The sequence below is a fragment of the Gilliamella sp. ESL0250 genome (assembly GCF_013345045.1).
GTDB lineage: Bacteria > Pseudomonadota > Gammaproteobacteria > Enterobacterales > Orbaceae > Gilliamella > Gilliamella apicola_H.
In genome coordinates this window covers 25,609-49,457 of record NZ_JAAEDV010000004.1, presented here as the reverse complement: position 1 = coordinate 49,457, position 23,849 = coordinate 25,609, and the positions used below count along the sequence as shown (strand labels likewise).

The window sequence follows — 23,849 nt, the reverse complement described above, 5'->3', positions numbered from 1 at the left end:
TATTAACAACAGAAAGATATATTATGTTACATCTATTTGCTGAATTAGAATTTTCGACCATTATACTATTAGTTTTGGCACTGTTTTTTGTACTCTTTTATGAAGCAATTAATGGATTCCACGACACAGCTAATGCTGTTGCAACAGTAATTTATACTAGGGCATTAAAGGAACAACTCGCTGTTTTTATGGCTGGTATGTTTAACTTTTTTGGGGTTTTGCTTGGTGGCCTCAGTGTGGCTTATGCCATAGTTCATCTATTACCTACTGATTTATTACTTAATGTAAGTTCATCACATGGGCTTGCTATGGTCTTTTCTATTTTATTTGCGGCTATCATTTGGAATCTTGGAACATGGTATCTTGGTATTCCAGCATCAAGCTCACATACCCTAATTGGTTCAATTATTGGTGTGGCACTGACTAACGCATTTATTATGGATACATCAATAATAGATGCCCTTAATATTCCTAAGATGATTCATATCTTTTTATCATTAATTGTTTCCCCTGTTGTAGGTCTTGTGATTGCAGGCTTGATGATCTTTTTGTTGAGGAAATATTGGACACGTAAAAGCCAAAGTAAAAAAAGCAGCAAAAAACGAGAACGTATTTTCATGACGCCAGAACAACGTGAAAAACTCTATGGCAAAAAGAAACCCCCTTTTTGGATTCGCATTATGCTTATAATTTCAGCTGCTGGTGTGAGTTTTTCACATGGTGCTAATGATGGGCAAAAAGGTATCGGCTTATTAATGTTAGTATTAATGGGCATTGCTCCTGCAGGCTTTATTGTTAACATGAATGCATCGACCTATGATATTACAAATACTCGTAATGCGATTCACAATATTCAAGAGTATTTTGTTACCCATAATGATGATTTAAATACAATAATTGGTACGCAGCCTGCGTTAGACACCAGTATTCCAGAAGGCGATTTGAATAAATATCATTGTGATTATTCACGCTCATTTATCACATTAGGGATTGCTAATCACTTATTTAACAAAATCAATGATTACGACTCATTGACTGTTGATCAACGATCACAAACTAGACGTATATTGTTATGTTTATCTGATACGGTATCTCATGTTGCCAAACAACCGAATGTATCATCAGAAGACAAACAATATCTTAAATCTTTAAATAATGATTTACTTAAGACAGTAGAGTATGCCCCAATTTGGATTATTGTTGCGGTTGCCTCCGCATTAGCGGTAGGGACGATGATTGGTTGGCGTCGTGTGGCGATTACTATCGGTGAAAAAATTGGTAAGAAAGGCATGACTTACGCACAAGGCGTATCGGCACAAATCACAACAGCTTTATCAATTGGGATTGCAAGTTACACCGGCATGCCCGTATCGACAACTCAAGTTCTTTCTTCATCGGTTGCGGGGACGATGATTGTTGATGGTGGTGGCGTGCAAAGTAAAACCATTAAAAGTATTGCATTAACATGGATTTTAACACTTCCAATTTCGATTTTGTTATCTGGATCACTTTTTTGGCTTGCTCAAAAATTAATTTAGTAGTAAAAGTAGAGTACTGATTTTCAATTTACTTGAGCGTTAAAAATAGGAAGGAGTAAAGTATCATGGCTTATAAACATATATTAGTCGCAGTTGATTTATCACCTGAAAGTGAAGTTCTTGTCGAAAAAGCCGTTTCGATGGCTAGGCCATATAATGCTCAAATATCATTGATTCATGTTGGTATTAATTATTCAGATCTTTACACGGGTTTAGTTGATATCAATATGAATGATATGAAAGATCGTATTACCGAAGATGCACATCTTGCATTAAATAAATTAGCGGATGATGCAGGTTATCCTATCGCTCATACTCTTTCGGGCAATGGGGAATTTGACCAAGTATTAATTGAAGCGATTCACGAATATAACATTGATCTGGTTGTGTGTGGGCATCATCAGGATTTCTGGAGTAAATTAATGTCTTCTGCTCGTCAACTTATCAATAATACCCATATTGATACTTTGATTGTTCCATTAAAAGATGAAGAGCCAGTGGAAGAACCAGCTAAATGAAGTGTTAAATATCAACCCGCTTAATTAGCGGGTTTTTTATTAGTATTTCATAATTTGTAAAAAACTTTCAGAAAAGTATGTGTTTTAGTATATTTTTATTTACTACTTTCTTGTTTGTACCTATTGCATTTATGGAAATACACTCAAATTGTTATATAGTCAATAAGGGGATTTAATATGAATATCGCTTTAGTTACTGGTGCATCTTCTGGATTTGGGCAAGCTATTTGTCGTAAGCTAATTGCAGATGGCTATAAAGTGGTAGGTGTCGCTAGGCGTGCAGAAAAATTACAAAAGCTAGCGGATGAATTGGGAAGAAACTTTACTTTTTTAGCTTTGGATATCACAAAAAAAGATGCAGTAGAGTCAATATTGTTGCAGCTACCTAAAGAATTTCAACCTGTCGATATTTTAATTAATAATGCTGGATTGGCCTTGGGGTTAGAGCCTGCTTATCAAGCCGATTATAATGATTGGGAAACAATGATCCAAACTAACATAATTGGATTAATCCACTTGACCCATCAGCTTTTGCCTAGTATGGTTGAGCGTAATTTTGGTTACATCATTAACCTTGGTTCTGTAGCTGGTACCTATGCTTACAAAGGTGGAAATGTGTACGGTGCATCTAAAGCATTTGTTAAACAATTTAGTGCTAATTTGCGTACCGATCTTTTAGGAACAAACATTAGGGTGACTAATATCGAACCTGGATTATGTGGTGGTACTGAATTTTCTAATGTTAGATTTCATGGAAATAATGAGCAAGCAGCTGCCGTATACAAGGGTATTGATTATATAACTCCAGATGATATCGCCAATACTGTCTCATGGCTAGTTAATACACCAACACATTTTAATGTTAATTCACTTGAGATAATGCCTGTTGCACAAGCTCAAGCTGGATTAGCGGTTTACAAAGAAGGTGAATAATCAAATAACATCGGGATTAAATTATAAATATCGATATTCTTTAATTTTAAAAAATAGATATAAAAAACAAAATAGACTTGCACTTCTTTCTTTGGATTGCTATTCTTTTCCCTTGTAATTTTGATTGAGGTTAATGGTAATGACATTTACTGAAGTGACTAAAACATTTGCAACAAGCTTACCGGGTACAGATAGCTATGTGAAACTGCGCAACGCTATGCGGACATTGATTCAAGAAGACCCAAAAAATGCAGCGGTTTATTTTTTGATCTTTGGATTTGCGCGCACTTATGTCATGCTATATGAAGATCAGGAAATATCGCCTACGTTTGCAGAAGACAATCAAAAGTTAATGTTATCGTACCTTAATATTCTTGATGAAGCATTAAAAAAACAAGATACTGAAAGCATCTACCAAGCTTTGAATAAAGTCGTTCATGAGTACGAAAACAGTAAAAAAGTTTTTTAAAATTACAGCCTGACATGAAAATGTCGGGCTGTTTTGTTTTTAGCGTTTAAAGTATAAATTTAGTTAGGGAAGTGATGAAAATGATAATGACTATTTCAAACATTATTGGCACCTTAAGCACTATTATTCAATATAGGGCGGGTTGATTTTCCCTTAAAAAATATAAAAACCCGCCAAAAAAGGCGGGTTTTTAGTTTATATAAAAAATATGTTCAAAAAGCATAAAAACAAATAAAAGATAAAATTTTGATATTTACAGTAATATTTTTAAAATTGCTGGTTTTTTGGCAAAAGGTATTTTGGATTTTAATGGGCATAAATTAGAACAATAAGTAAAGGTGTGATATGAAAGTTTTAAAATTTGGAGGAACTTCTGTCGCTAACGCAGAACGTTTTTTACGCGTTGCAGAGATTATTGAAAATAATGCTAAGCAAGAGCAAAACGCAGCTGTTTTATCAGCACCGGCTAAAATTACTAATCATTTAGTCGCAATGGTAGAAAAAACAGTTGCAGGGCAAGATATACAGAATAATATCTATGATGCTGAAAAAATCTTTGCTGATTTATTAGAAGGCATTGCAAAAGCACAACCTAATTTTGCTTATGAACAGATGAAACGCTTTGCACTTGATGAATTAAATAATATTAAGCAATTGCTTAAGGGTATTGGTTTATTAGGTCAATGTCCTGATAGCATTAATGCATCAATTATCTGCCGTGGTGAAAAACTTTCTATCGCCATTATGGAAGAACTACTAAAGGCTAAGGGGCATTTAGTTACTGTAATCAATCCAGTCGCGATGTTAATTGCAGAAGGTAGCTATTTAGAATCAACGGTCGATATTGCAGAGTCTTCACACCGCATTAGTGAAATGCGTATCCCACAAGATCATATTATTTTAATGCCTGGCTTTACAGCAGGTAATGAGAAAGGCGAGTTAGTTGTTCTTGGGCGTAATGGTTCAGACTATTCAGCTTCGGTACTAGCAGCATGCTTACGTGCTAATAGCTGTGAAATATGGACAGATGTTGATGGTGTCTATACCTGTGATCCCCGTATTGTACCCGATGCTAAACTACTTACAACGATGTCTTATCAAGAAGCCATGGAACTTTCATATTTTGGTGCAAAAGTGCTTCACCCAAGAACAATTTTACCTATTGCCCAGTTCCAAATCCCTTGTTTAATTAAAAATACGAATAACCCTGATGCACCGGGAACACTGATTGGAGCAAATGTGGTTGATTCAACAAACCCAGTAAAAGGTATTACCAATTTAAATAACATGGCAATGATCAATGTTTCTGGTCCTGGATTAAAGGGCATGGTTGGTATGTCTGCCCGTGTTTTTTCAGCAATGTCTTATGCAGGTATTTCAGTGGTACTTATTACTCAATCTTCATCAGAATATAGTATCAGTTTTTGTGTACCCCAAACTGAACTGTATCGCGCAGAAGAAGCATTAAGTGATGAGTTTTTCTTAGAATTAAAAGATGGATTACTTGAACCAATTGAAGTGATCGAAAAACAAGCGATCATCTCTGTTGTCGGTGATGGTATGCGGACATTGCGAGGCTTATCGGCTAACTTTTTTACAGCGCTTGCTAGAGCCAATATTAATATTGTTGCAATTGCACAAGGTTCATCTGAACGGTCTATTTCAGTTGTGGTTGATAATGATGTTGCCGTGATGGGCGTACGTGTTGCACATCAGATGTTATTTGGTACTGATAAAATGCTTGATGTGTTTGTGATTGGTGTTGGTGGTGTCGGTGGTGCATTAATTGATCAAATCGAACGTCAACAAGCATGGCTTAAAAATAAACAGATCGATTTGCGTGTTTGTGGGTTATTTAATTCTAAACATAACGTTGTTAATCGCGATGGTATCGATCTTTCAAATTGGCGAGAGCAAATTAAGCACAGTGAAAATAGTTACTCATTAGATGGAATTATTGAGTTTGCTAAAAATAATCGATTACTTAATCCCATCTTAGTTGATTGTACTTCTAGTCGTGAAATATCTGATAAATATGCAGACTTTTTAGCTAATGGTTTTCATGTTGTCACGCCAAATAAAAAAGCAAATACAAGTTCAATGGCTTATTATTTACGTTTACGTCAAGAAGCTGAAAAAAGTAAACGTAAATTTCAGTACGACACCAATGTTGGAGCTGGCTTACCCGTTATTGAAAATTTACAAAATTTACTTAATGCTGGGGATGAACTAATTAAATTCTCTGGCATATTATCAGGTTCGCTCTCTTTTATTTTTGGAAAACTTGATGAGGGCATGTCATTGTCCGAAGCCACTAAATTGGCAAAAGAAAAAGGCTTTACTGAACCTGATCCTCGTGATGATTTATCGGGTACAGATGTCGCTAGAAAGCTATTAATTTTAGCCCGAGAAGCAGGATTACAATTAGAACTTGATCAAATCGAAGTTGAATCGGTTTTACCTGATCAATATGCACAAGGTAGTATTGATGAGTTTATGGCTAAATTACCGCAATTAGATTTAGAGTTTAAAGCAAAATCAGAACAAGCGGCAAAACAAGGCAAAGTATTACGTTATGTTGGTAGCATAGAAAACAATCAATGCAGTGTTAGAATTGAAGCTGTCGATAGTGAAGATCCTCTTTATAAAGTCAAAAATGGCGAAAATGCCTTAGCATTTTATACGCGTTATTACCAACCAATTCCTTTGGTCTTACGTGGTTATGGTGCAGGGAATGATGTCACAGCAGCAGGCGTTTTTGCTGATATTTTACGAACTACATCTGGCAAAATTGGGGGTTAAATGAGTCATAAATCTTTAACTGTTTATGCACCAGCATCAATGGCCAATATTAGTGTTGGCTTTGATATATTAGGTGCAGCAATTAGCCCGATTAGTGGTGCGATGCTGGGGGACTGTATTACCGTTGAATCTGCTAATGAGTTTTCCCTTACTAGCAAAGGTCAATTTGTAAAAAAACTACCCGATAATCCTAAATATAATATTGTTTATCAATGTTGGCAGCGCTTTTGCCAAGCAATGGGTAAAAAATTGCCTGTCAGTATGATGCTTGAAAAAAATATGCCAATTGGCTCGGGACTAGGATCAAGCGCTTGCTCTGTGGTTGGGGCGTTTGTTGCTTTAAATGAGTTTTTTGATAAACCATTTAATGAGTTTGAAATGCTTTCAATGATGGGTGAACTTGAAGGACGTATTTCTGGTAGTGTGCATTATGATAATGTGGCACCCTGCTATTTGGGTGGAATGCAACTTATCCTTGATGAAATGGGTATCATTAGTGAATCGATACCTCATTTTGAAGATTGGTACTGGGTAATGGCATATCCAGGCATTAAGGTTTCAACCGCTGATGCGCGCGCAATATTACCTGCCCAGTATCAAAAAGCTGATTGTGTAGCGCATGGGCGCTATGTTGGTGGGTTCTTGCATGCTTGTTATACCAAGCAATCTAAGCTAGCTGCGGCAATGCTTTTTGATAATATTGCAGAACCGTATCGCAAACAGCTATTGCCTCACTTTGATGAAACACAAAAACGGGTTAAACAACTTGGTGCGTTGGCATCGGGTATTTCTGGTTCTGGTCCAACAATATTTGTGATTGCCGATAAACTGGAAACTGCTCAACAAATTGAATCACTGCTTAAACATTGTTATTTACAAAATGATGAAGGTTTTACCCATATTTGCAAAATAGATGCCCAAGGAGCAAGAGTGATCTAAGTTTATTGATTATAAAAAAATCGGGTTAAACCTAAGAAGACGCCAACTTTTTGCTGATTAAGTTAATATCAGAAAAAGCACAAAATTAAAGCATAAAGATAACTGGAATATATTATGAAATTGTATAACTTAAAAGATCATTACCAGCAAGTTAGTTTTGCTGACGCGGTGCAACAAGGATTAGGAAGAGGGCAAGGTTTATTCTTCCCTCAAGAGCTACCTAAATTTTCTATAAATGAAATTGAATCATTATTAGAACTCGATTTTGTGACTCGTAGTGCTAAAATCTTATCCGCTTTTATTGGTGATGAGATCAGCTTTGATGATATGCATAGGCTCGTTAACAATGCGTTCCAATTTCCTGCACCTGTAAAATCGGTAGAAGCAGATATTGGCTCACTAGAACTCTATCACGGGCCAACGCTCGCATTTAAAGATTTTGGTGGACGTTTTATGGCGCAAGCATTAGTCCAAGTTGCAGCAGATAAAAAAATTACTATTTTAACCGCTACATCTGGTGATACTGGAGCCGCTGTCGCCCATGCATTTTATCATTTACCTAATATTCGGGTCGTAATTTTATATCCCGAGGGAAAAATTAGCCCATTACAAGAAAAACTTTTTTGTACACTTGGTGATAACATCCATACTATTGCGATTCAAAGCGACTTTGATGCTTGCCAAACATTAGTTAAAAAAGCATTTGATGATGAGGAATTAAAAACTAACATTGGTTTGAATTCTGCTAATTCTATCAATATTAGCCGATTACTAGCGCAAATTTGTTATTACTTTGAAGCTTATGCACAACTAACGCCTAAGCAACGTGAACAACTTGTGATTTCAGTACCCAGTGGTAATTTTGGTGATTTAACTGCTGGTTTGCTAGCAAAAACGATGGGCTTACCAATTAAACGGTTTATTGCTGCAACAAATGCGAATGATACCGTACCACGATATTTAGAAACCGGAAAATGGGAACCTCACGCAACAGTTGCAACGCTATCTAATGCAATGGATGTTAGCCAACCTAATAATTGGCCTCGAATTGAGGAAATTTATAAAAGAGAAGGTTGGGCACTTAAATCACTTGGTCATGCTGCTGTGTCTGATGAAGTTGCTAAGCAGACCGTTCGTGAACTGAATCAAAAAAACTATTTGTCAGAGCCCCATGGTGCAATTGCTTACCGTGCATTACGTGATCAACTGCAAGACGGTGAATATGGTCTGTTTTTAGGTACGGCACATCCAGCTAAATTTAAAGAGGTGGTTGAAGATATTCTTGGTAAGTCAATTCCACTACCAAAAGCGCTAGCGGAACGCGCAGATATGACATTACTTTCCCATAATATGCCTGATGATTTTGCCAAATTACGTGATTTTTTAATTAACTTAGATTGGTAAATATTGTGCCGTTGCCCAATAGGCGACGGCATTTTTTACTTAATGATAGTGCCCCAATTTGTTTACTTGATTGACTAGCCAATTTTATCCTCACAGTCATCATCTTCATTTTCAATGCTTAAATTTACTTGTACTACCCCATCTAAAAATAGAAGATACTAATCAACCTTGTTTAAATTAAAATTTTCAGCTATTGTAAGCTTAATTATGTCATTATAAGGATATTGTTATGTACTGTCCGTTTTGTAATGCAGATGATACAAAGGTGATTGATTCACGTCTTGTCGGTGAAGGATATCAAGTGCGTCGCCGTCGCCAGTGTGTCGAGTGCAATGAACGTTTTACCACATTTGAAATTGCTGAATTAATTATGCCTAATGTCATTAAAAGCAATAAAGTTCGTGAACCATTTAATGAGGATAAATTACGTAATGGTATCAAAAGGGCACTTGAAAAACGCCCAGTGAGTTTTGATGCCATTGAAGATGCGATTACACGTATAAAATCTAAACTTAGAGCAACCGGTGAACGCGAAGTTCCAGCAAAATTAATTGGTGACTATGTGATTGAAGAACTCAAAAACTTAGATAAAATTGCTTATATTCGTTTTGCTTCGGTCTATTTTAGTTTTGATGATATCGAACAATTTAGTAATGAAATTGCTAAGCTACAACAGAAATAATACCCTAGATGACGATGATAAACGACAATGATTATTTTTATATGCAACAAGCGATTGAGCTAGCTAAGCTTGGTCGTTTTACCACATCACCAAATCCTAATGTTGGTTGTGTGATTGTAAAAGATAATCACATCATTGGTAAAGGTTATCATCAAAAAGCAGGGCTCCCACATGCCGAAGTTTATGCACTACAAATGGCAGGGAATAATGCTAAAGATGCAACAGCATACGTAACACTAGAACCCTGTAGCCATTTTGGACGAACGCCACCTTGTGCCGATGCCCTAATCAAATCGCAAATTAAACGTGTTGTTATTGCCATGCAAGATCCCAATCCAAATGTTTCGGGCAATGGTATAAAACGATTGCGTGATGCGGGAATTGAAGTGGTTGTTGGGGTATTAGATAGGCAGGCTGAAACTCTCAATCAAGGCTTTTTAAAACGAATGCGAACTGGATTGCCATATGTACAACTTAAACTTGCCACTTCTCTTGATGGTAAAGTAGCAATGGCATCGGGCGAAAGCAAATGGATCACATCAAGCACGGCAAGACAAGATGTACAGCAGTTTAGGGCACAGGCAAGTTGTATTTTAAGTACCCGCATGACGGTACAAACCGATAACGCGAGTTTAACGGTTAGACATGCTGAATTACCTGATGATATAAAGCAAGTTTATTCGGCCGAAAAAATTCGGCAGCCCATTCGTGTCATTATTGATGGTCAAAATCAATTAACCGGTGATGAGAATGTTTTTAAGCAATTAGGCAAAATATGGGTAGTGCGGAAGCAAGCTATTCCCATCAATAAGCCTAACAGCCACTTAATAGTTGAATCCTCACCCAAAAATAATATTGATTTAGTGCATTTAATGACAATTTTAGGTCAAAAAGGTATTAATTCTGTCTGGGTTGAAGCGGGTGCTAAGCTAGCTGGTGCTCTAATAGAACAAAACTTAGTTGATGAACTGATTATCTATTACGCGCCTAAATTACTTGGTCATAATGCAAAAGATATGTGTATATTGCCTAACTTACACAATTTGTCAATGGCGCCAAATTTTCGATTTGAATCGGTTGTTATGGTGGGCGAAGATCTGCGAGTTATTTTAAAACGGATATAATTCTATTAACAAAAAAATCATCTATTAAACGATATAGTCAAAAGCTAAAATGGGCTTCATTATAAAACTACAAATCTAGGTTTTGATTTTAAATTGGGACGTCTGTTTGTTTTTAACTGATACCTTCAATCGTAACTAGATATTTAAACATCATATCAATGAAGATGATAACCGTTATTATTCTGATATTGGTGAACCATTTATTGTCTTTAGTCTTAGCGTTGAAAACAATTTAGTATTATTGGAAATAGTTAATAATAAGAGCATTATCGATAATAGGTTTAAATATTTCAAATCTAAAAAATAACTTTGTATTTAAATCAAAGATTAAGCTTAACAGCTAATGCCAACTAGTATTAAGTAACATAAAAACATCAATCCCATGAATGAGAATACAATCTCATCATGGGATGATTAATATCAACTACCTTGTAATATTTTTAATAAATCTTCAGTGGTATTAATTGCTTTAATGCGTTCAAGGGTATCTTCAGCAATTACAGCACGAGTTAATTGTCGTAAAATATCTAGATGTTCATTAGTTTTTGCTGCTATACCTATGACAACATAAGCAATATTGTTATCTTCATCCCAATAGATTCCTTCAGGATAATAATTTATTTTTAGCCCTGTTTCGATGACACTATCACGTTTGTCAGTGGTTCCATGCGGAATTGCGATGCCATTACCTAAAAAGGTTGATATTTGCGCATCGCGATCAAACATAGCTTGAGTATAATCATCTTTAACTAAACCGGCTTTGATCATCGCTTCTGATATTGACTGAATGGCTTCTTGCTTAGAGTGAGATCCGCTTATGATTGAAATATCATTAGTTGTCAGTTTTAAATGACTCATTTTTCGTCCTTATTAATTTTGATATACCGAAAAGTTATCGATGTATCAACTGGTTAATTATACTGTGTCTTTAATTGCTAATTGTCGATTTTGATGAATACGCATTAAACCTAATAATATGGCACCAATAAGTGCACCAGCGAAAATACAACCCACCCAGAGAAAGGGTTTATTTACCAATGGCAGTACTAAAAAGCCACCATGGGGCGCAGGGACTTGAATTTGGCTTAAGAAAGTTAATACAGAAGCAATGGCCGAGGATAGCATCATGATTGGGAGCACGTGTAATGGATCTTTAGCTGCAAAAGGAATCGCGCCTTCGGTAATGTGCGTTGAACCTAAAATATAGTTTACCATTCCAGCTGCACGTTCTTCTTCAGTAAAAGCTTTGTCGCGGAAAATCGTCGTTGAAAAAGCAATCACAAAAGGTGGCACAATACACGCAGCAGAAACTCCAGCCATAAAGTAAAAGTTACCTTCACCTAGTAGCATGGTGCCAGTCACATAGGCTGCTTTATTGACAGGACCGCCAAAGTCAAAAGAGCACATTGCTCCAATTACTATACCAAGTAAAATAGGATTAGCGGATTGTAATGATTCAAGGAATGATTTCATGGCATTGTTAATGGTTGCAATCGGTCCGCCTAGTAAATACATGCCGGCACCGATCACAAAGACGCCGACTAATGGCATGATAAAAATAGATTTTAGCCCTTCAAATGAACGAGGCAAACAGTCTAACCACTTTTTGACATAAAGCATCAAGTAACCCGCAGCAAAACCAGCAATAATGCCGCCTAAAAAACCAGCTCCGGTCATATTGGCAATCAATCCGCCAACAAAACCGGCAACCATTCCAGGTCTTCCTCCTATAGAGTAAGCGACAAAACCGGTAAAGATTGGTACCATAATACCAAATGCTTGCCCGCCTATTTTCATCAATAATGCAGCAAATTCATTGTATTGTGCATTGGTTTCATCTGCTGAATAGATCCCCCATAAAAATGAGAGTGCAATTAATACTCCACCAGCAACAACAAAAGGCAACATGTTAGAGACACCACTCATAAGGTGTTTATAAATCTGTCGACCCATCGATTCTTTTACATCTATTGGGTTAGATGGTGAAACCGAGTTTTTGGTGTCATTTTTATCGCTTTTGCGGATAGGAACCTTACCTGAAGTGATTTGTTCAATTAGTGCGGCTGCTTTATGAATACCATCTTTGACAGGGACTTCAATAACAGGCAATCCATCAAAACGGTTTGGATTGACATCTTTGTCTGCTGCTATAATAACACCCATTGCACTGGCAAGATCTATATCGGTAATGGCATTATCAACCCCACCTGCACCATTGGTTTCCACTTTAATTTCAATGCCTGCTTTTTCAGCAGCCGCTTTCAAGGCTTCTTCTGCCATATAGGTATGGGCAATGCCCGTTGGGCAGCCTGTTACAGCTAATATTTTTTTCATAATAATCCCCCTTACTTTATTTGGGTAACTTCAAGCTGATCCATATAAATATTGACTTTATCTAATAACCCTAATCCATCTGATTCGGCCACGTTAGCACCAGTCGCAGATGCTTTTTTCATTGATTTTTCAATATGTTGTTGCTCAGGTAACCATTCACTAAGAAAAGCCGCCAGTGAAGCATCACCAGCACAAGCAGAGCTGATTAATTTGATTGCTACAGCATTGCAATACCAAATATGCACCCCATTAGAAAAGTAGAGTCCCTTAGCACCCATGGTTAATAAAATGTTTTGTGCACCTTGCGCGTGCAGCGTTTCTAGCGTGGTAATGATTTGTGATGTGGTTTTTGTTTCAAGACCAAAAATCTCTTTTACTTCATCATCATTAGGTTTAATTAATAGTGGCTTATAGGTAAGTAACTGGCTTAATTTTTTGTGGCTAATATCAAGAATAACTTTAATATTTTTTTGATTACATAAATCTAAAATAGTTTCATAATATTCAGGCTCAACATTATTAGGTAAACTACCACTAATAACTAAATAGCTATTGTTGACTAATGATTCAATGATAGTGAGCAGTTCGATTTTTTTATCGTTCGGTACAAATGGACCTTTACTCACCAATTTATATTCATTTTGCCCATCATTAATAAAAACATTGATACGAGTAATATCGTCAATAAAACAGGGTTTTGTCTCAATCTGCATTTTTGTCAGTTCATCGGTAATATATTTACCTGAAAACCCGCCAAAAAAGCCTATTGCACAAGTTGGTTTAGCAAATTTATGTAAGACAATGGAAACATTGATTGCTTTACCATTGGGACTATATTTCGTGTGTAATGTGCGATTGACGCTATTAGGGTTAAGCCCCTGACAATGAATATTCATATCGATTGCCGTGTTAAGCGTTAATGTATAGATCATCATCTCGTCCCCCTATAATTTGCCTGCACATCCACATGTCGCAATAATTTTTTTGACAATATCTTTCATTGCTGCTTTTGCAGGTTTCATATAATGACGAGGATCATTAGCATCAGGATGTTCAATAAGATACTGTTTTAGGGCATCTGAAAATGCAATTTTTAATTCGGTTGCGACATTGACTTTACAAATACCACGTCGAATACACTCACGGACATCTTTTTCTGGTACGCCAGATGCACCATGTAATACAAGGGGGATATCAACCATTGAACGGATTTCTGATAAGCGTTCAAAATCTAGTTTTGGTTCTGATTTATAAAGACCATGTGCGGTACCAATGGCGATAGCAAGAGAGTCAATTCCTGTTTTTTCAATAAATTCTACTGCTTGATTAGGATTGGTATATAAAGCATCTTTTGCATCAACAACGAGATCATCTTCAACGCCTCCAAGTCGGCCTAGTTCAGCTTCAACGCTGACATCGTAACGGTGGGCGTAATCCACCACATGTTTAACAATCGCAATATTTTCTTCAAATGGGAAATGTGAACCATCAATCATCACCGAGCGAACACCGGCGCTAATTTTATAAGCTATATCGTCGAATTGTTCATGATGATCTAAATGAACTGCTAATGGAATGTTATGTTTTTTCGATAACTCATCAGCAATGGCAATAATATTTTCTGTTCCGGCATAACTATATGTCCCGGGTGTGCCAGCTAAAATGACAGGGGACTGCAATTCGGCGACAGTTTCGACAACAACCTGCATGGTTTCTAAATTATGGATATTAAAGGCAGGTACAGCGTAGTGTTCTGTTTGCGCTTTTTTTAACATATTGTGGCTTGAAATGATAGACATATGACTTTCCCTTAATAATTTGGTTTTGATTGATATTGTGCTAATAACTTTCTTTTTGAAATTTATTATCAATGAATATACTTTCAAAACGTAAGTTATTCTAGTGGTAATCACGTGAGATAGATCACAAAATTCAACTTTACTTTCGAAACGAAATAAAAATAATTTATAAATTTTCGTTTTGATGGTTAATATGTATATAGGGAATGCTGCAGAATAAAGAATGTGTTAAGCATTATTAATATGATTTATAAGGTAAAACATTGATCTAGTTTGATGTTGACCAAGTATAGGATTAATTCTATTATCACTGCTTCTTCATTTTTATCTACAGCATGGGAAATAAAATTGGCTAGAGCATCTTCAGCCCTATTAAAGCGACGATTGCAAATTGCAGAAATAGTTCGTCAGCAAGGCGAAGTTAAAGTTGATGAGTTATCAGAATTGCTTCAAGTCTCGAATGTGACTATTCGTCAAGATTTAACTTATTTAGAGCAGCAAGGATATTTAAAGCGATCCTTTGGTGGAGCGATTTATATTGCTCCAGAGAGTGTGTTTAATCAGGCAAGTACCATTACCCAAAGTTATACACAAAGTGTTAGTGATTGTCGTGATATTGAATTAGTCAAAGTCTGCTTAAGTTATATTAATGATGGTGATACGTTGTTTTTAAGCCATGGCAATTTAATAAGGAAATTGATTCCATTTTTACATAGCAAAAAATCATTAATACTTATTATGAATGATATTAGTAACGCACAATTAGCAAAAGAATTTACCGATGCTGAAGTGATTGTTGTTGGTGGCGTGTTACTTGATGGCAATATTTTGCAAGATAACAAGATGATTAATTTTGTCTTGAATCAATTTTCAGTCACGCATTTTATCACTGAATTAAGTGCAATTAATTCTGATAATCAATTGATTATTGAAAATTTAGAACAAGTTAAAACTTATCAACAAATAATGAAAAAAGCGGCACATACTATTGGCATTTTGCCACAACGCATCGCCCATAATGATAACAATAGCATTGGGATATTAGCTGATATTGATATGGTGGTTTTGTCACGACCGGCTGTGACTGAATATCATCAACAATTATTAGATACTCATTTTGATCAGCTTATTTCCAATAAATATTGTGTGACTTATCAAAACATCTTGGAGACATAATATGCATTTTAAAATCTGCACGATAGGTGAGCTGTTGGTTGAGTTTTTGGCGAAAACACAAAATCAACGTTTCGATCAAACAGGAGAGTTTATCGGTCCTTTTGTTAGTGGTGCTCCCGCAATATTTGCAGATCAAGTTGCAAAATTAGGTTTTCCCGTTGTCTTTTTTAGTTGTGTCGGAAAAGATGCCTTTGGCAAAATGTGTATTAGTCGCCTCAAAAAGGACGGTGTGATTATTGATGGCATTACTTCACATCATAAAGCCAATACCGGCAGTGCATTTGTTACTTATAAAGGTGCTAACGAAAGAGATTTTATTTTTAATATTCCAAATAGTGCATGTGGTTTACTTTCATTTAATCATATTAATGAAAACTTATTAAAAGATTGTACTCATTTACATGTAATGGGGTCATCGCTTTATTCGTTTCGCGTGATTGATGCTATGCGTAAAGCGTTAGATATTATCAAAAATAAAGGCGGTACAATTTCATTCGATCCTAACTTACGCAAAGAGATGTTTGATATACCCGAAATGGAGCAATCTTTTGATTATATTATGGAATATACCGATATCTTTTTACCGAGTGAAAATGAAGTCAGTTATTTTGCTGAGCATAATGGTGAAACAGAGCAACAAACCATGTCTACTTTGCTAAAAAAAGGTATTAAGCATATAGTGGTAAAAGGGGGCACTAAAGGTGCTAATTATTATGGACTTAATGAACAAGGTCATTTAAAAACACTGCATATTAATGGGTACAAGGTCAATTTGCTGGATCCAACAGGAGCCGGCGACTGTTTTGGCGCAACATTTGTCAGTTTAATGTTGGCAGGTTATTCGGTCGAAAAAGCCTTGCAATATGCAAATGCGAGTGGTGCACTTGCCGTATCTAAGAAAGGCCCAATGGAAGGCACATCTACATTAGCTCAACAAGAACAATTTCTTTCGCACGCTTCTTTCAACTAATCATTAAAAGCAATAATACTATTAATAGTATAGGCAAAAAAAATCCCAATAACAAAGTTATTGGGAAAACATAAGGAATAGGAAAACAATGAAATAAATGCATTGTCGAGAGACATTATGCACTTTTTTTTAAAAAAAGTATGTAAAGATACCAGAATGATTGATTAAATAGTTCGTATCTATCATGTTAAATAAATGTAAACAATTATCTTATTTTAAATAAATTAATATATATCAGTTAATTAACTATAAAAATAGCTCTAATAACGAATTCAAAAATAACTTTCCATGATCGGTTATTTGCCAGTTTTGTTTATCCTCAATTAAATAGTTTTTTTCAATGGCAGTTGCTATTTGATTCTCGATTGTTTGTAATGGTAAATAAGTTCGTTGTTCAAATTCGTGTTTAGGTGTTGGTTCAAATAGTCTAAAACGATTCATAAAAAATTCAAAGGGCAGATCTTCTTCCGGTACTGTATAATATTTATCTAAATAACGTCCTTCTAAATACCCTTTTGGGTGACGCGTTTTTATGGTGCGAATAATTTTGCCATCAGGTTGTGTTAATTTACCATGAGCACCACATCCAATACCTAAATAGTCCCCAAATCGCCAATAATTTAAATTATGTTGGCATTGGAAATCTTCTTTAGCATAAGCCGAAGTTTCATATTGCTGATAACCATGGCTTGTCAATAATTGATGTCCTCGTTGATAAATTTCCCAAAGTTTATCATCATCTGGTAAAACGGGTGGTTTTGATCCAAATAGTGTATTGGGCTCAATAGTTAATTGATACCAAGACAAATGAGGCGGCGCGATAGCAATGGCTTGTTCTAAGTCATATATGGCATCATCAATACTTTGATTTGGCAATCCATGCATTAAGTCTAAATTAAAACTTCTTAAATTTAATTTTTGGGCTAGTTTTCCTGCTGTGATTGCTTCTTTGGGATCATGTATCCGCCCTAATTTAACCAGCTTATCGGCTTGAAAACTTTGCACACCAATTGATATTCGATTTATACCTGCTTGCTGATAACCATTGAATCTTTCCATATCTACAGAATTTGGATTGGCTTCAATGGTGATTTCGGCATTCTTATTTATGGGGATAATCTTATTTATATTCAATAATAATTTATCAATCAATTCAGCAGAAAACAGGCTCGGTGTACCTCCGCCAATAAAGATTGAATGAATTGAACGGTTTGAACAAAAAACAGCATCATGCTGTAAATCTTTAATCAAATGCTCTACATAAGCTTCATAATCTGGCGTTCTTTTAACGGTATGTGAATTAAAATCACAATAAGGACATTTTTGTACACACCATGGCATATGAATATACAAACTCATTGGGATTTTATACATAAACGTAGCCTTTCCTGAAACTTTTTAACAAAAATAACCCGTGTGTTATCTTATTTTTATAGCCTGCCATTTTACTCCAATTTATTAAAAAAAGCTTTTGGCATCTATAGTGTTTTTATTATTAAGTTAAAAAGCGTACAATTATCGATATGTTTCGATATTAATTGTTGATTAAATTTATTATTTAGGAGTAAGTATGAGTATATATAAAGCGATTTTAGATAGTGGCTTATCAGGCGTATCACTAAGCTCATCGGTTAAGCAATCGACTTATGGTGAACTCCCTATTGTGGTTATTAACCATAAAACTTGCAAGGCAGCGGTTACATTACAAGGTGCACATTTGCTATTTTGGCAACCCGCTACTGAGCAAACCCCCGTTGTTTGGCTAAGCGACAAAACAAATTTTAAACAAGGAGTGGCTATTCGAGGAGGGGTACCCGTTTGCTGGCCTTGGTTTGGTCAATTAGGGAATCCTTCTCATGGTTTTGCGCGTATTGTTGAATGGAAATTAGACTCTTGTAAAGAGGACGATAATGGTGTTGATCTCATATTGTCTCTTACTAATAATCAGCAGACAGCACCTTATTGTCACCAACCTTTTACTGTGTCATTAAATCTTCATTTAGGTAAAACTTGTGAAGTTACTTTAAGCTGTTTTGCTGACTTTGATATAACTAGTGCGCTACATACTTATTTTGGTATTGATAATATTGACCATGTTGTAGTCAAAGGTTTAGGTGAAACTTATCAAGAACGACTTGATGTTGAAAACAAACCGGCGACAGTAGGTCAATTAACTTTTAATCAAGAAGTCGATCGTATTTATACTGATGCGAGTAAACAACTAACGATAACTGATGGCATCCGAACAATTCGATTAACCAATACTAATGTCAGTGATGTAGTTACTTGGAATCCATGGATAAATAAAGCTAAAGCCATGGCGGATTTTGGTGATGATGAATATAAATCAATGGTTTGTGTCGAATCCGGTTGTATTACAAAACCATTAAAATCATCTCCTAATAAAAAATCAACTTATGGTTTTCTGATAGAATTGATCTAATCGTTCATATTTTATGCCACATACGCAATCAATGTTTTACTCATTTGTAATATGATTAATTGATTGCGTTTACAGGGATAACACTTTATAATCCACACCACTTTTTAAAGTGCTAGTTTGATAGTCAACTACTGGGTCGCCTGTAATTGGCTTTTATTTTAAATCATTAAGAGAAATAAATATGTTTACATTCAAAGCTGAAGTTAGAAAAGAGCATGGTAAGGGTGCGAGCCGCCGCCTGCGTCACGCTGGTCAATTCCCAGCCATCATTTATGGTGGAACTGAGCCTGCAATCTCTGTTGTGCTTGATCACAACCAAATCTTTAATATGCAAGAAAAACCAGAGTTTTACTCTGAAGTGTTAACTATCGAGGTTGACGGCAAAGCAGTTAAAGTAAAAGTACAAGCAGTACAACGTCATGCATTTAAACCAAAATTAGTTCATATGGATTTTGTACGCGTATAATTTATATATTGGAATATTATCCAATTCCTTGTTTCAAGCAAAAGGTCACCACTGTGGTGACCTTTTTGTTTTAGCGCTAATGTAGGCTAATGCCTATTGTTATGATTTAGCCTGTACACTAACCATCCAACATAATAGAATAATTACATTATACCATCCTAGGAGAAAACCATGTCTGATATCCCAGCTTGCGATTTAGTTATTTTTGGTGCTAAAGGGGATTTGACAAGACGTAAATTACTACCGTCTTTATATCAACTAGAAAAATATGGAAAACTACCTGAACAAACCAAGATTTTAGGCGTAGGACGCGCTGATTGGGATCATGCCGCTTATTGTGAAGTTGCAAAAGATGCACTCATCTCATTTATGCCGGAGCCGTTAGACGATAGTATTTGGCGACGATTTAGTCAACGATTGGATTTTCATAAATTAGATGTTAATGATAGCGCGGGTTTTGCAGGGTTGAAAAATAAACTTGATTCAGGTCATCCCGCTATTTTCTATTTTGCAATGCATCCAGGTGCTTTTGGGACTATTTGCCAAGGTTTAGCTGCCGCAGGATTAAATCAATCACAAAACCGCATTGTGATGGAAAAACCACTTGGAACTGATTTGCAATCATCTCGTGAAATCAATGATTCGGTGGCTAAATTCTTTAGTGAATCACAAGTTTATCGTATTGATCATTATTTAGGTAAAGAGTCAGTACTAAATCTCTTAGCCTTACGTTTTGCTAATACAGTGTTTGCGTCATTTTGGGATCGTAATTCTATTGATCATGTCGAAATTACAGTAGCTGAACAAGTAGGCATTGAAGGACGTTGGGGGTATTTTGATAAAGCCGGTCAAATGCGTGATATGGTGCAAAATCATTTATTACAAATATTAACCATGATTGCCATGTCACCACCCGCTAACCTTGAAGATGACAGTTTACGTAGTGAAAAGATAGCCGTACTAAATGCCCTTAGGCCAATTGATAAAACCAATATACGCGAAAAAGTAGTTCGTGGACAATATACAGCAGGATTCGTTAATGGTGTTAATGTACCGGGCTATCTAGAAGAAGACGGCGCAAATCAAAAAAGCAATACCGAAACATTTGTTGCGATTCGAGTTGATATTGATAACTGGCGTTGGGCGGGCGTTCCATTTTATTTACGTACAGGTAAGCGTTTACCGAGCAAATGTTCTGAAGTTGTTGTTTATTTCAAACCATTACCACTTAATCTATTTAGTGAATTTTATCCACAATTACCTCAAAATAAATTGACAATTCGTTTACAACCTGATGAAGGAATGGATATTGAAATTCTAAACAAAGTACCGGGATTAGATAGTACTCACAATTTACAAACTACTAAACTTGATTTAAGTTTTAGCGAAACTTTTCACCAACAAAGCGCTGATGCCTATGAGCGTTTATTACTTGAAGTTATGCGGGGGCGCCAAGCGTTATTTGTTCATCGTGATGAAGTTGAAGCAGCATGGAAATGGGTTGATTCAATTATTAGTGCATGGGAAACAGAAAAAGAACCACCAAAAACTTATCAAGCTGGAACTTGGGGACCAGTCGCATCCGTTGCCTTAATCACTAAAGATGGGCATTCATGGCACGAATTTGAATAAAGGAAAAATAACTATGTTTACGTTAAATAAATATCAAAATAGTCAATTATTGATCGAAGATTTAACCTCACATATCGTCAATGAATTAAAACAGGCCATTGTACAAAAAGGACATGCTTCTATTGCGGTTTCGGGGGGGAAAACACCTATTCCATTATTTGTATCACTAAGTCAACAAAATATAGAATGGAGCCGAGTTTTTATTACATTAGTTGATGATAGATGGGTTGATGATAATGATGATGCCAGTAACGAAAAGTTAGTGATGACGCATTTATTACAAAACAATGCAAAATTGGCTAATTTTGTCGGTTTAAAAAACAGTTGTGATAATCCATTTGATGGCGCCGAAATGACTGACAAGATGTTAGATAAAATTCCGATGCCATTTGATGTAATTGTTTTAGGTATGGGCGAAGATGGACATACAGCTTCATTATTCCCAGGGGCAGCTAATTTAGCGGCCGGTTTAGATATGAAATCAGGTCGAAAAGTTGTCGGGATGACACCATTAACAGCGCCACTTGATCGTATTACTTTAACGTTACCTACTATTTTAAATAGTAAAAATATCTATCTACATTTAGTTGGTGAAAGTAAAATGCAGGTATTAGAACAAGCCGAAAAAGATCATAATGTTAATCAAATGCCTATTCGAGCTGTTTTGCAGCAGAATAAAGTGAATGTCACAGGGTTTTGGACTGCATCTTAAATTTTCTTCAGTTTTGTTTGCCAACTTACGTCGGTAATGAATTTTTACAATAAATTTTGCTTCCAAAGCACTGGATCAGCAGTGCTTTGATCTTACCAATTAATCCTCTGAATCCTCTTTTATGGGCTTTTCTGCTTGTTTTGCTGTTTTTGTTTTTCTTTTTCGGCTGGCTTTTTTCTTGGGTCTTTTAAATTGACCATAGTCGATAAGCTCACCCGTTTCGTCATCAATCACGCCCCACTCTTGGCTATTATCTAAAATTGCCTTTTGTACCTCGGGTGGGTAATCTGATAGGGTGGTTTTGTAAATACCCCAAACCTAGTACACAACTCACGTAGAAAATTAAGCTGCCTGTTTTAGTGTTTTATACTTAATCGGCGTCATATTATTTAGTGCTTCATGAGGTCATTTGGTGTTATAACTGGTTAGCCATTCTTCGGTTATTCTCCTTGCTTGCGCTAAGTTGTTAAAAAGATATAAATCGAGTACTTCAGTACGATAGGTACGATTAAATCGTTCAATATAACCATTTTGATATGGGCTACCGGGCTGGATATAATCAATGTTTATACCATGTAACTTTGTCCAGTTTATAAAGGTTTTTCCTGTAAATTCTGGCCCATTATCGACCCGTATTTTTAATGGATACCCATGATATTCGGCGAGTTTATCTAAATAACGGGTAATTCTCCCTGCCGGTAAGCTGACTGCAATATCAATGCCTAGCGCCTCACGATTAAAATCATCGATGACATTGAATGTCCTAAAGCGACGCTGATTACGACTACTGTCACTCATAAAATCCATTGACCAACATTCACCTTGTTTATTGGGTACTAATAACCTTTCCGGGCATCGTGAAGGAATGCGTTTTTTACGCTTTACCCTGAGATTAAGCTTTAATTCACAATACACCCGATACACCCGTTTATGATTCCATTTATAGCTGAGCTTTCTGATGCGATTAAAGCATTTAGGAAAGCCCCAGCGTAAATGCCGGTCTGTGATAGCATTCAACATCGAAATAATCACCGAATCATCCGGTAACTTAGGTTGATAATAATAAGCACAACGGCTTAAGCCAACAATGGCACAACTCATAGCAATAGTAACTGAATGATTTTGTTGTAGTTGCTGTGCCCACGTTTTACGTGCCTTTGTGGGCACTAAAGCTTTTTTATGATTTCTTCCTGAAGCTGGGATTTTAAGCTCAGTTCGGCAAACATCTGCTTAAGCTTGCGGTTTTCGGCCTCCAGCCCCTTTAAGCGTTTGATATCCGAAGTTTCCATTCCGCCGTATTTTTCCCGCCATTTATAGAAAGTTGAATTACCCATGCCATATTTACGACAGAGCTCCTTGACAGGAATACCGGCTTCAGCTTCTTTTAAAATAGCTACAATCTGATGTTCAGTCATTTTTTTCATAATTAAATCCCCTTTACTTTTATCATAGAGAATTTTCTACTTTTTTGCTGTACTATTTTAGGGGATAGTTACAGACTATTTATCGCCATTTCCCTATTCTAGGCGCAACTTTCCTGCTGTACAGATAACTCTAGTTTGATATCAAAGTTCAGTAAGCTGCCTGAAAGATGAGCTTGGATTAGTTCAGTCAATGGAGTTTCAAATTAAACCGTATTTACGAAACCAAAGAATAAGTAGAAAGCTTTATGAAGATAGCAGAAAATGAAATACACATCTGGTTTACCTATGATGAGGAAATAAATCCCGATTTTGCTTTGACCAACTATGTCCAATTTTTGAATCATCAGGAATTGGATCAGTGGCAAAATTATACTTTGACAAGTATAAACACCAATATTTGGTAACCCGAATGTTAGTACATGATGTTCTGAGCAGATATCTACAAGGTATTCCTGCCAAAAATATAGAATTCAGACCTAATCCT

21 protein-coding genes and 1 pseudogene are annotated in these 23,849 nt (G+C 36.0%); 15 read left to right on the top strand and 7 right to left on the bottom strand.

All coding sequences use genetic code 11. The annotated features are described in order from the left end of the window. Positions 1-23 precede the first annotated feature (23 nt). The 9 genes from pitA (at position 24) to ribD (ending at position 10,409) form a co-directional block, all read left to right on the top strand. Positions 24-1,538, top strand: a complete 1,515-nt coding sequence (gene pitA, locus GYY69_RS04650) for an inorganic phosphate transporter PitA (RefSeq protein WP_174796631.1) — start codon at positions 24-26, stop codon at positions 1,536-1,538. Positions 1,539-1,603: 65 nt separating this feature from the next. Continuing rightward, complete coding sequence (gene uspA, locus GYY69_RS04645; protein ID WP_065637249.1) at positions 1,604-2,056, top strand: universal stress protein UspA; 453 nt, start codon at positions 1,604-1,606, stop codon at positions 2,054-2,056. A 177-nt stretch (positions 2,057-2,233) separates the two neighbouring features. Further along, positions 2,234-2,989: an SDR family NAD(P)-dependent oxidoreductase gene (locus GYY69_RS04640; RefSeq protein WP_174796630.1), complete on the top strand. Its 756-nt coding sequence runs from the start codon at positions 2,234-2,236 to the stop codon at positions 2,987-2,989. A gap of 139 nt (positions 2,990-3,128) precedes the next feature. Further along, positions 3,129-3,458 carry a hypothetical protein gene (locus tag GYY69_RS04635; protein WP_174796629.1) on the top strand — a complete coding sequence of 110 codons (330 nt, stop codon included), beginning with the start codon at positions 3,129-3,131 and terminating at the stop codon, positions 3,456-3,458. 345 nt (positions 3,459-3,803) lie between these two features. Next, positions 3,804-6,260: a bifunctional aspartate kinase/homoserine dehydrogenase I gene (thrA, locus tag GYY69_RS04630; RefSeq protein WP_174796628.1), complete on the top strand. Its 2,457-nt coding sequence runs from the start codon at positions 3,804-3,806 to the stop codon at positions 6,258-6,260. After that, positions 6,261-7,199, top strand: a complete 939-nt coding sequence (gene thrB, locus GYY69_RS04625) for a homoserine kinase (protein ID WP_174796627.1) — start codon at positions 6,261-6,263, stop codon at positions 7,197-7,199. 114 nt (positions 7,200-7,313) lie between these two features. After that, positions 7,314-8,603, top strand: coding sequence for a threonine synthase (gene thrC, locus GYY69_RS04620; protein WP_174796626.1), 1,290 nt, complete (start codon positions 7,314-7,316; stop codon positions 8,601-8,603). A 229-nt stretch (positions 8,604-8,832) separates the two neighbouring features. Continuing rightward, complete coding sequence (gene nrdR, locus GYY69_RS04615; RefSeq protein WP_065587000.1) at positions 8,833-9,285, top strand: transcriptional regulator NrdR; 453 nt, start codon at positions 8,833-8,835, stop codon at positions 9,283-9,285. A gap of 14 nt (positions 9,286-9,299) precedes the next feature. Beyond that, positions 9,300-10,409: a bifunctional diaminohydroxyphosphoribosylaminopyrimidine deaminase/5-amino-6-(5-phosphoribosylamino)uracil reductase RibD gene (ribD, locus tag GYY69_RS04610; protein WP_174796625.1), complete on the top strand. Its 1,110-nt coding sequence runs from the start codon at positions 9,300-9,302 to the stop codon at positions 10,407-10,409. Between the two features lie 420 nt (positions 10,410-10,829). Here ribD and GYY69_RS04605 read toward each other — a convergent pair whose 3' ends face one another. The 4 genes from GYY69_RS04605 to GYY69_RS04590 are packed head-to-tail and all read right to left on the bottom strand — an operon-like array spanning position 10,830 to position 14,542. Next, positions 10,830-11,267: a PTS sugar transporter subunit IIA gene (locus GYY69_RS04605; RefSeq protein WP_065586999.1), complete on the bottom strand. Its 438-nt coding sequence runs from the start codon at positions 11,265-11,267 to the stop codon at positions 10,830-10,832. A 57-nt stretch (positions 11,268-11,324) separates the two neighbouring features. Next, positions 11,325-12,743 (bottom strand): PTS fructose transporter subunit IIC, encoded by a 1,419-nt coding sequence (locus GYY69_RS04600; RefSeq protein ID WP_174796624.1) that lies wholly within the window; start codon positions 12,741-12,743, stop codon positions 11,325-11,327. Between the two features lie 11 nt (positions 12,744-12,754). Continuing rightward, positions 12,755-13,675 (bottom strand): hexose kinase, encoded by a 921-nt coding sequence (locus tag GYY69_RS04595; RefSeq protein ID WP_174796746.1) that lies wholly within the window; start codon positions 13,673-13,675, stop codon positions 12,755-12,757. Between the two features lie 12 nt (positions 13,676-13,687). Continuing rightward, positions 13,688-14,542 (bottom strand): tagatose bisphosphate family class II aldolase, encoded by an 855-nt coding sequence (locus GYY69_RS04590; protein WP_174796623.1) that lies wholly within the window; start codon positions 14,540-14,542, stop codon positions 13,688-13,690. 348 nt (positions 14,543-14,890) lie between these two features. Here GYY69_RS04590 and GYY69_RS04585 point away from each other — a divergent pair, with 348 nt between their 5' ends. Together GYY69_RS04585 and GYY69_RS04580 are read left to right on the top strand one after the other, a co-directional pair. Continuing rightward, positions 14,891-15,718 (top strand): DeoR/GlpR family DNA-binding transcription regulator, encoded by an 828-nt coding sequence (locus GYY69_RS04585; RefSeq protein WP_174796622.1) that lies wholly within the window; start codon positions 14,891-14,893, stop codon positions 15,716-15,718. A 1-nt stretch (position 15,719) separates the two neighbouring features. Beyond that, positions 15,720-16,688, top strand: coding sequence for a sugar kinase (locus GYY69_RS04580; protein WP_174796621.1), 969 nt, complete (start codon positions 15,720-15,722; stop codon positions 16,686-16,688). Positions 16,689-16,934: 246 nt separating this feature from the next. Here GYY69_RS04580 and hemW read toward each other — a convergent pair whose 3' ends face one another. Beyond that, positions 16,935-18,062, bottom strand: coding sequence for a radical SAM family heme chaperone HemW (gene hemW, locus GYY69_RS04575; RefSeq protein ID WP_174796620.1), 1,128 nt, complete (start codon positions 18,060-18,062; stop codon positions 16,935-16,937). A gap of 196 nt (positions 18,063-18,258) precedes the next feature. On the opposite strand from hemW, the gene GYY69_RS04570 reads away from it, so the two are divergent. From GYY69_RS04570 to pgl, 4 genes are all read left to right on the top strand, one after another. Beyond that, a complete protein-coding gene (locus GYY69_RS04570; RefSeq protein ID WP_174796619.1) occupies positions 18,259-19,131 on the top strand; it encodes a D-hexose-6-phosphate mutarotase in 873 nt (290 codons plus the stop codon). A 181-nt stretch (positions 19,132-19,312) separates the two neighbouring features. After that, positions 19,313-19,597 carry a 50S ribosomal protein L25 gene (rplY, locus tag GYY69_RS04565; protein WP_065637261.1) on the top strand — a complete coding sequence of 95 codons (285 nt, stop codon included), beginning with the start codon at positions 19,313-19,315 and terminating at the stop codon, positions 19,595-19,597. Positions 19,598-19,768: 171 nt separating this feature from the next. Beyond that, complete coding sequence (zwf, locus tag GYY69_RS04560) at positions 19,769-21,229, top strand: glucose-6-phosphate dehydrogenase (RefSeq protein ID WP_174796618.1); 1,461 nt, start codon at positions 19,769-19,771, stop codon at positions 21,227-21,229. A gap of 13 nt (positions 21,230-21,242) precedes the next feature. Continuing rightward, on the top strand, positions 21,243-21,941 hold the full coding sequence (gene pgl / locus GYY69_RS04555; protein ID WP_174796617.1) for a 6-phosphogluconolactonase: 699 nt from the start codon (positions 21,243-21,245) through the stop codon (positions 21,939-21,941). Positions 21,942-22,040: 99 nt separating this feature from the next. Here the strand turns inward: pgl and GYY69_RS12830 are convergent, their stop codons facing one another. Together GYY69_RS12830 and GYY69_RS04550 are read right to left on the bottom strand one after the other, a co-directional pair. Then, complete coding sequence (locus GYY69_RS12830) at positions 22,041-22,175, bottom strand: hypothetical protein (protein WP_255458426.1); 135 nt, start codon at positions 22,173-22,175, stop codon at positions 22,041-22,043. A 174-nt stretch (positions 22,176-22,349) separates the two neighbouring features. After that, a pseudogene (locus GYY69_RS04550) lies at positions 22,350-23,365 on the bottom strand (IS3 family transposase); the annotation flags it as partial. Positions 23,366-23,849 lie beyond the last annotated feature (484 nt).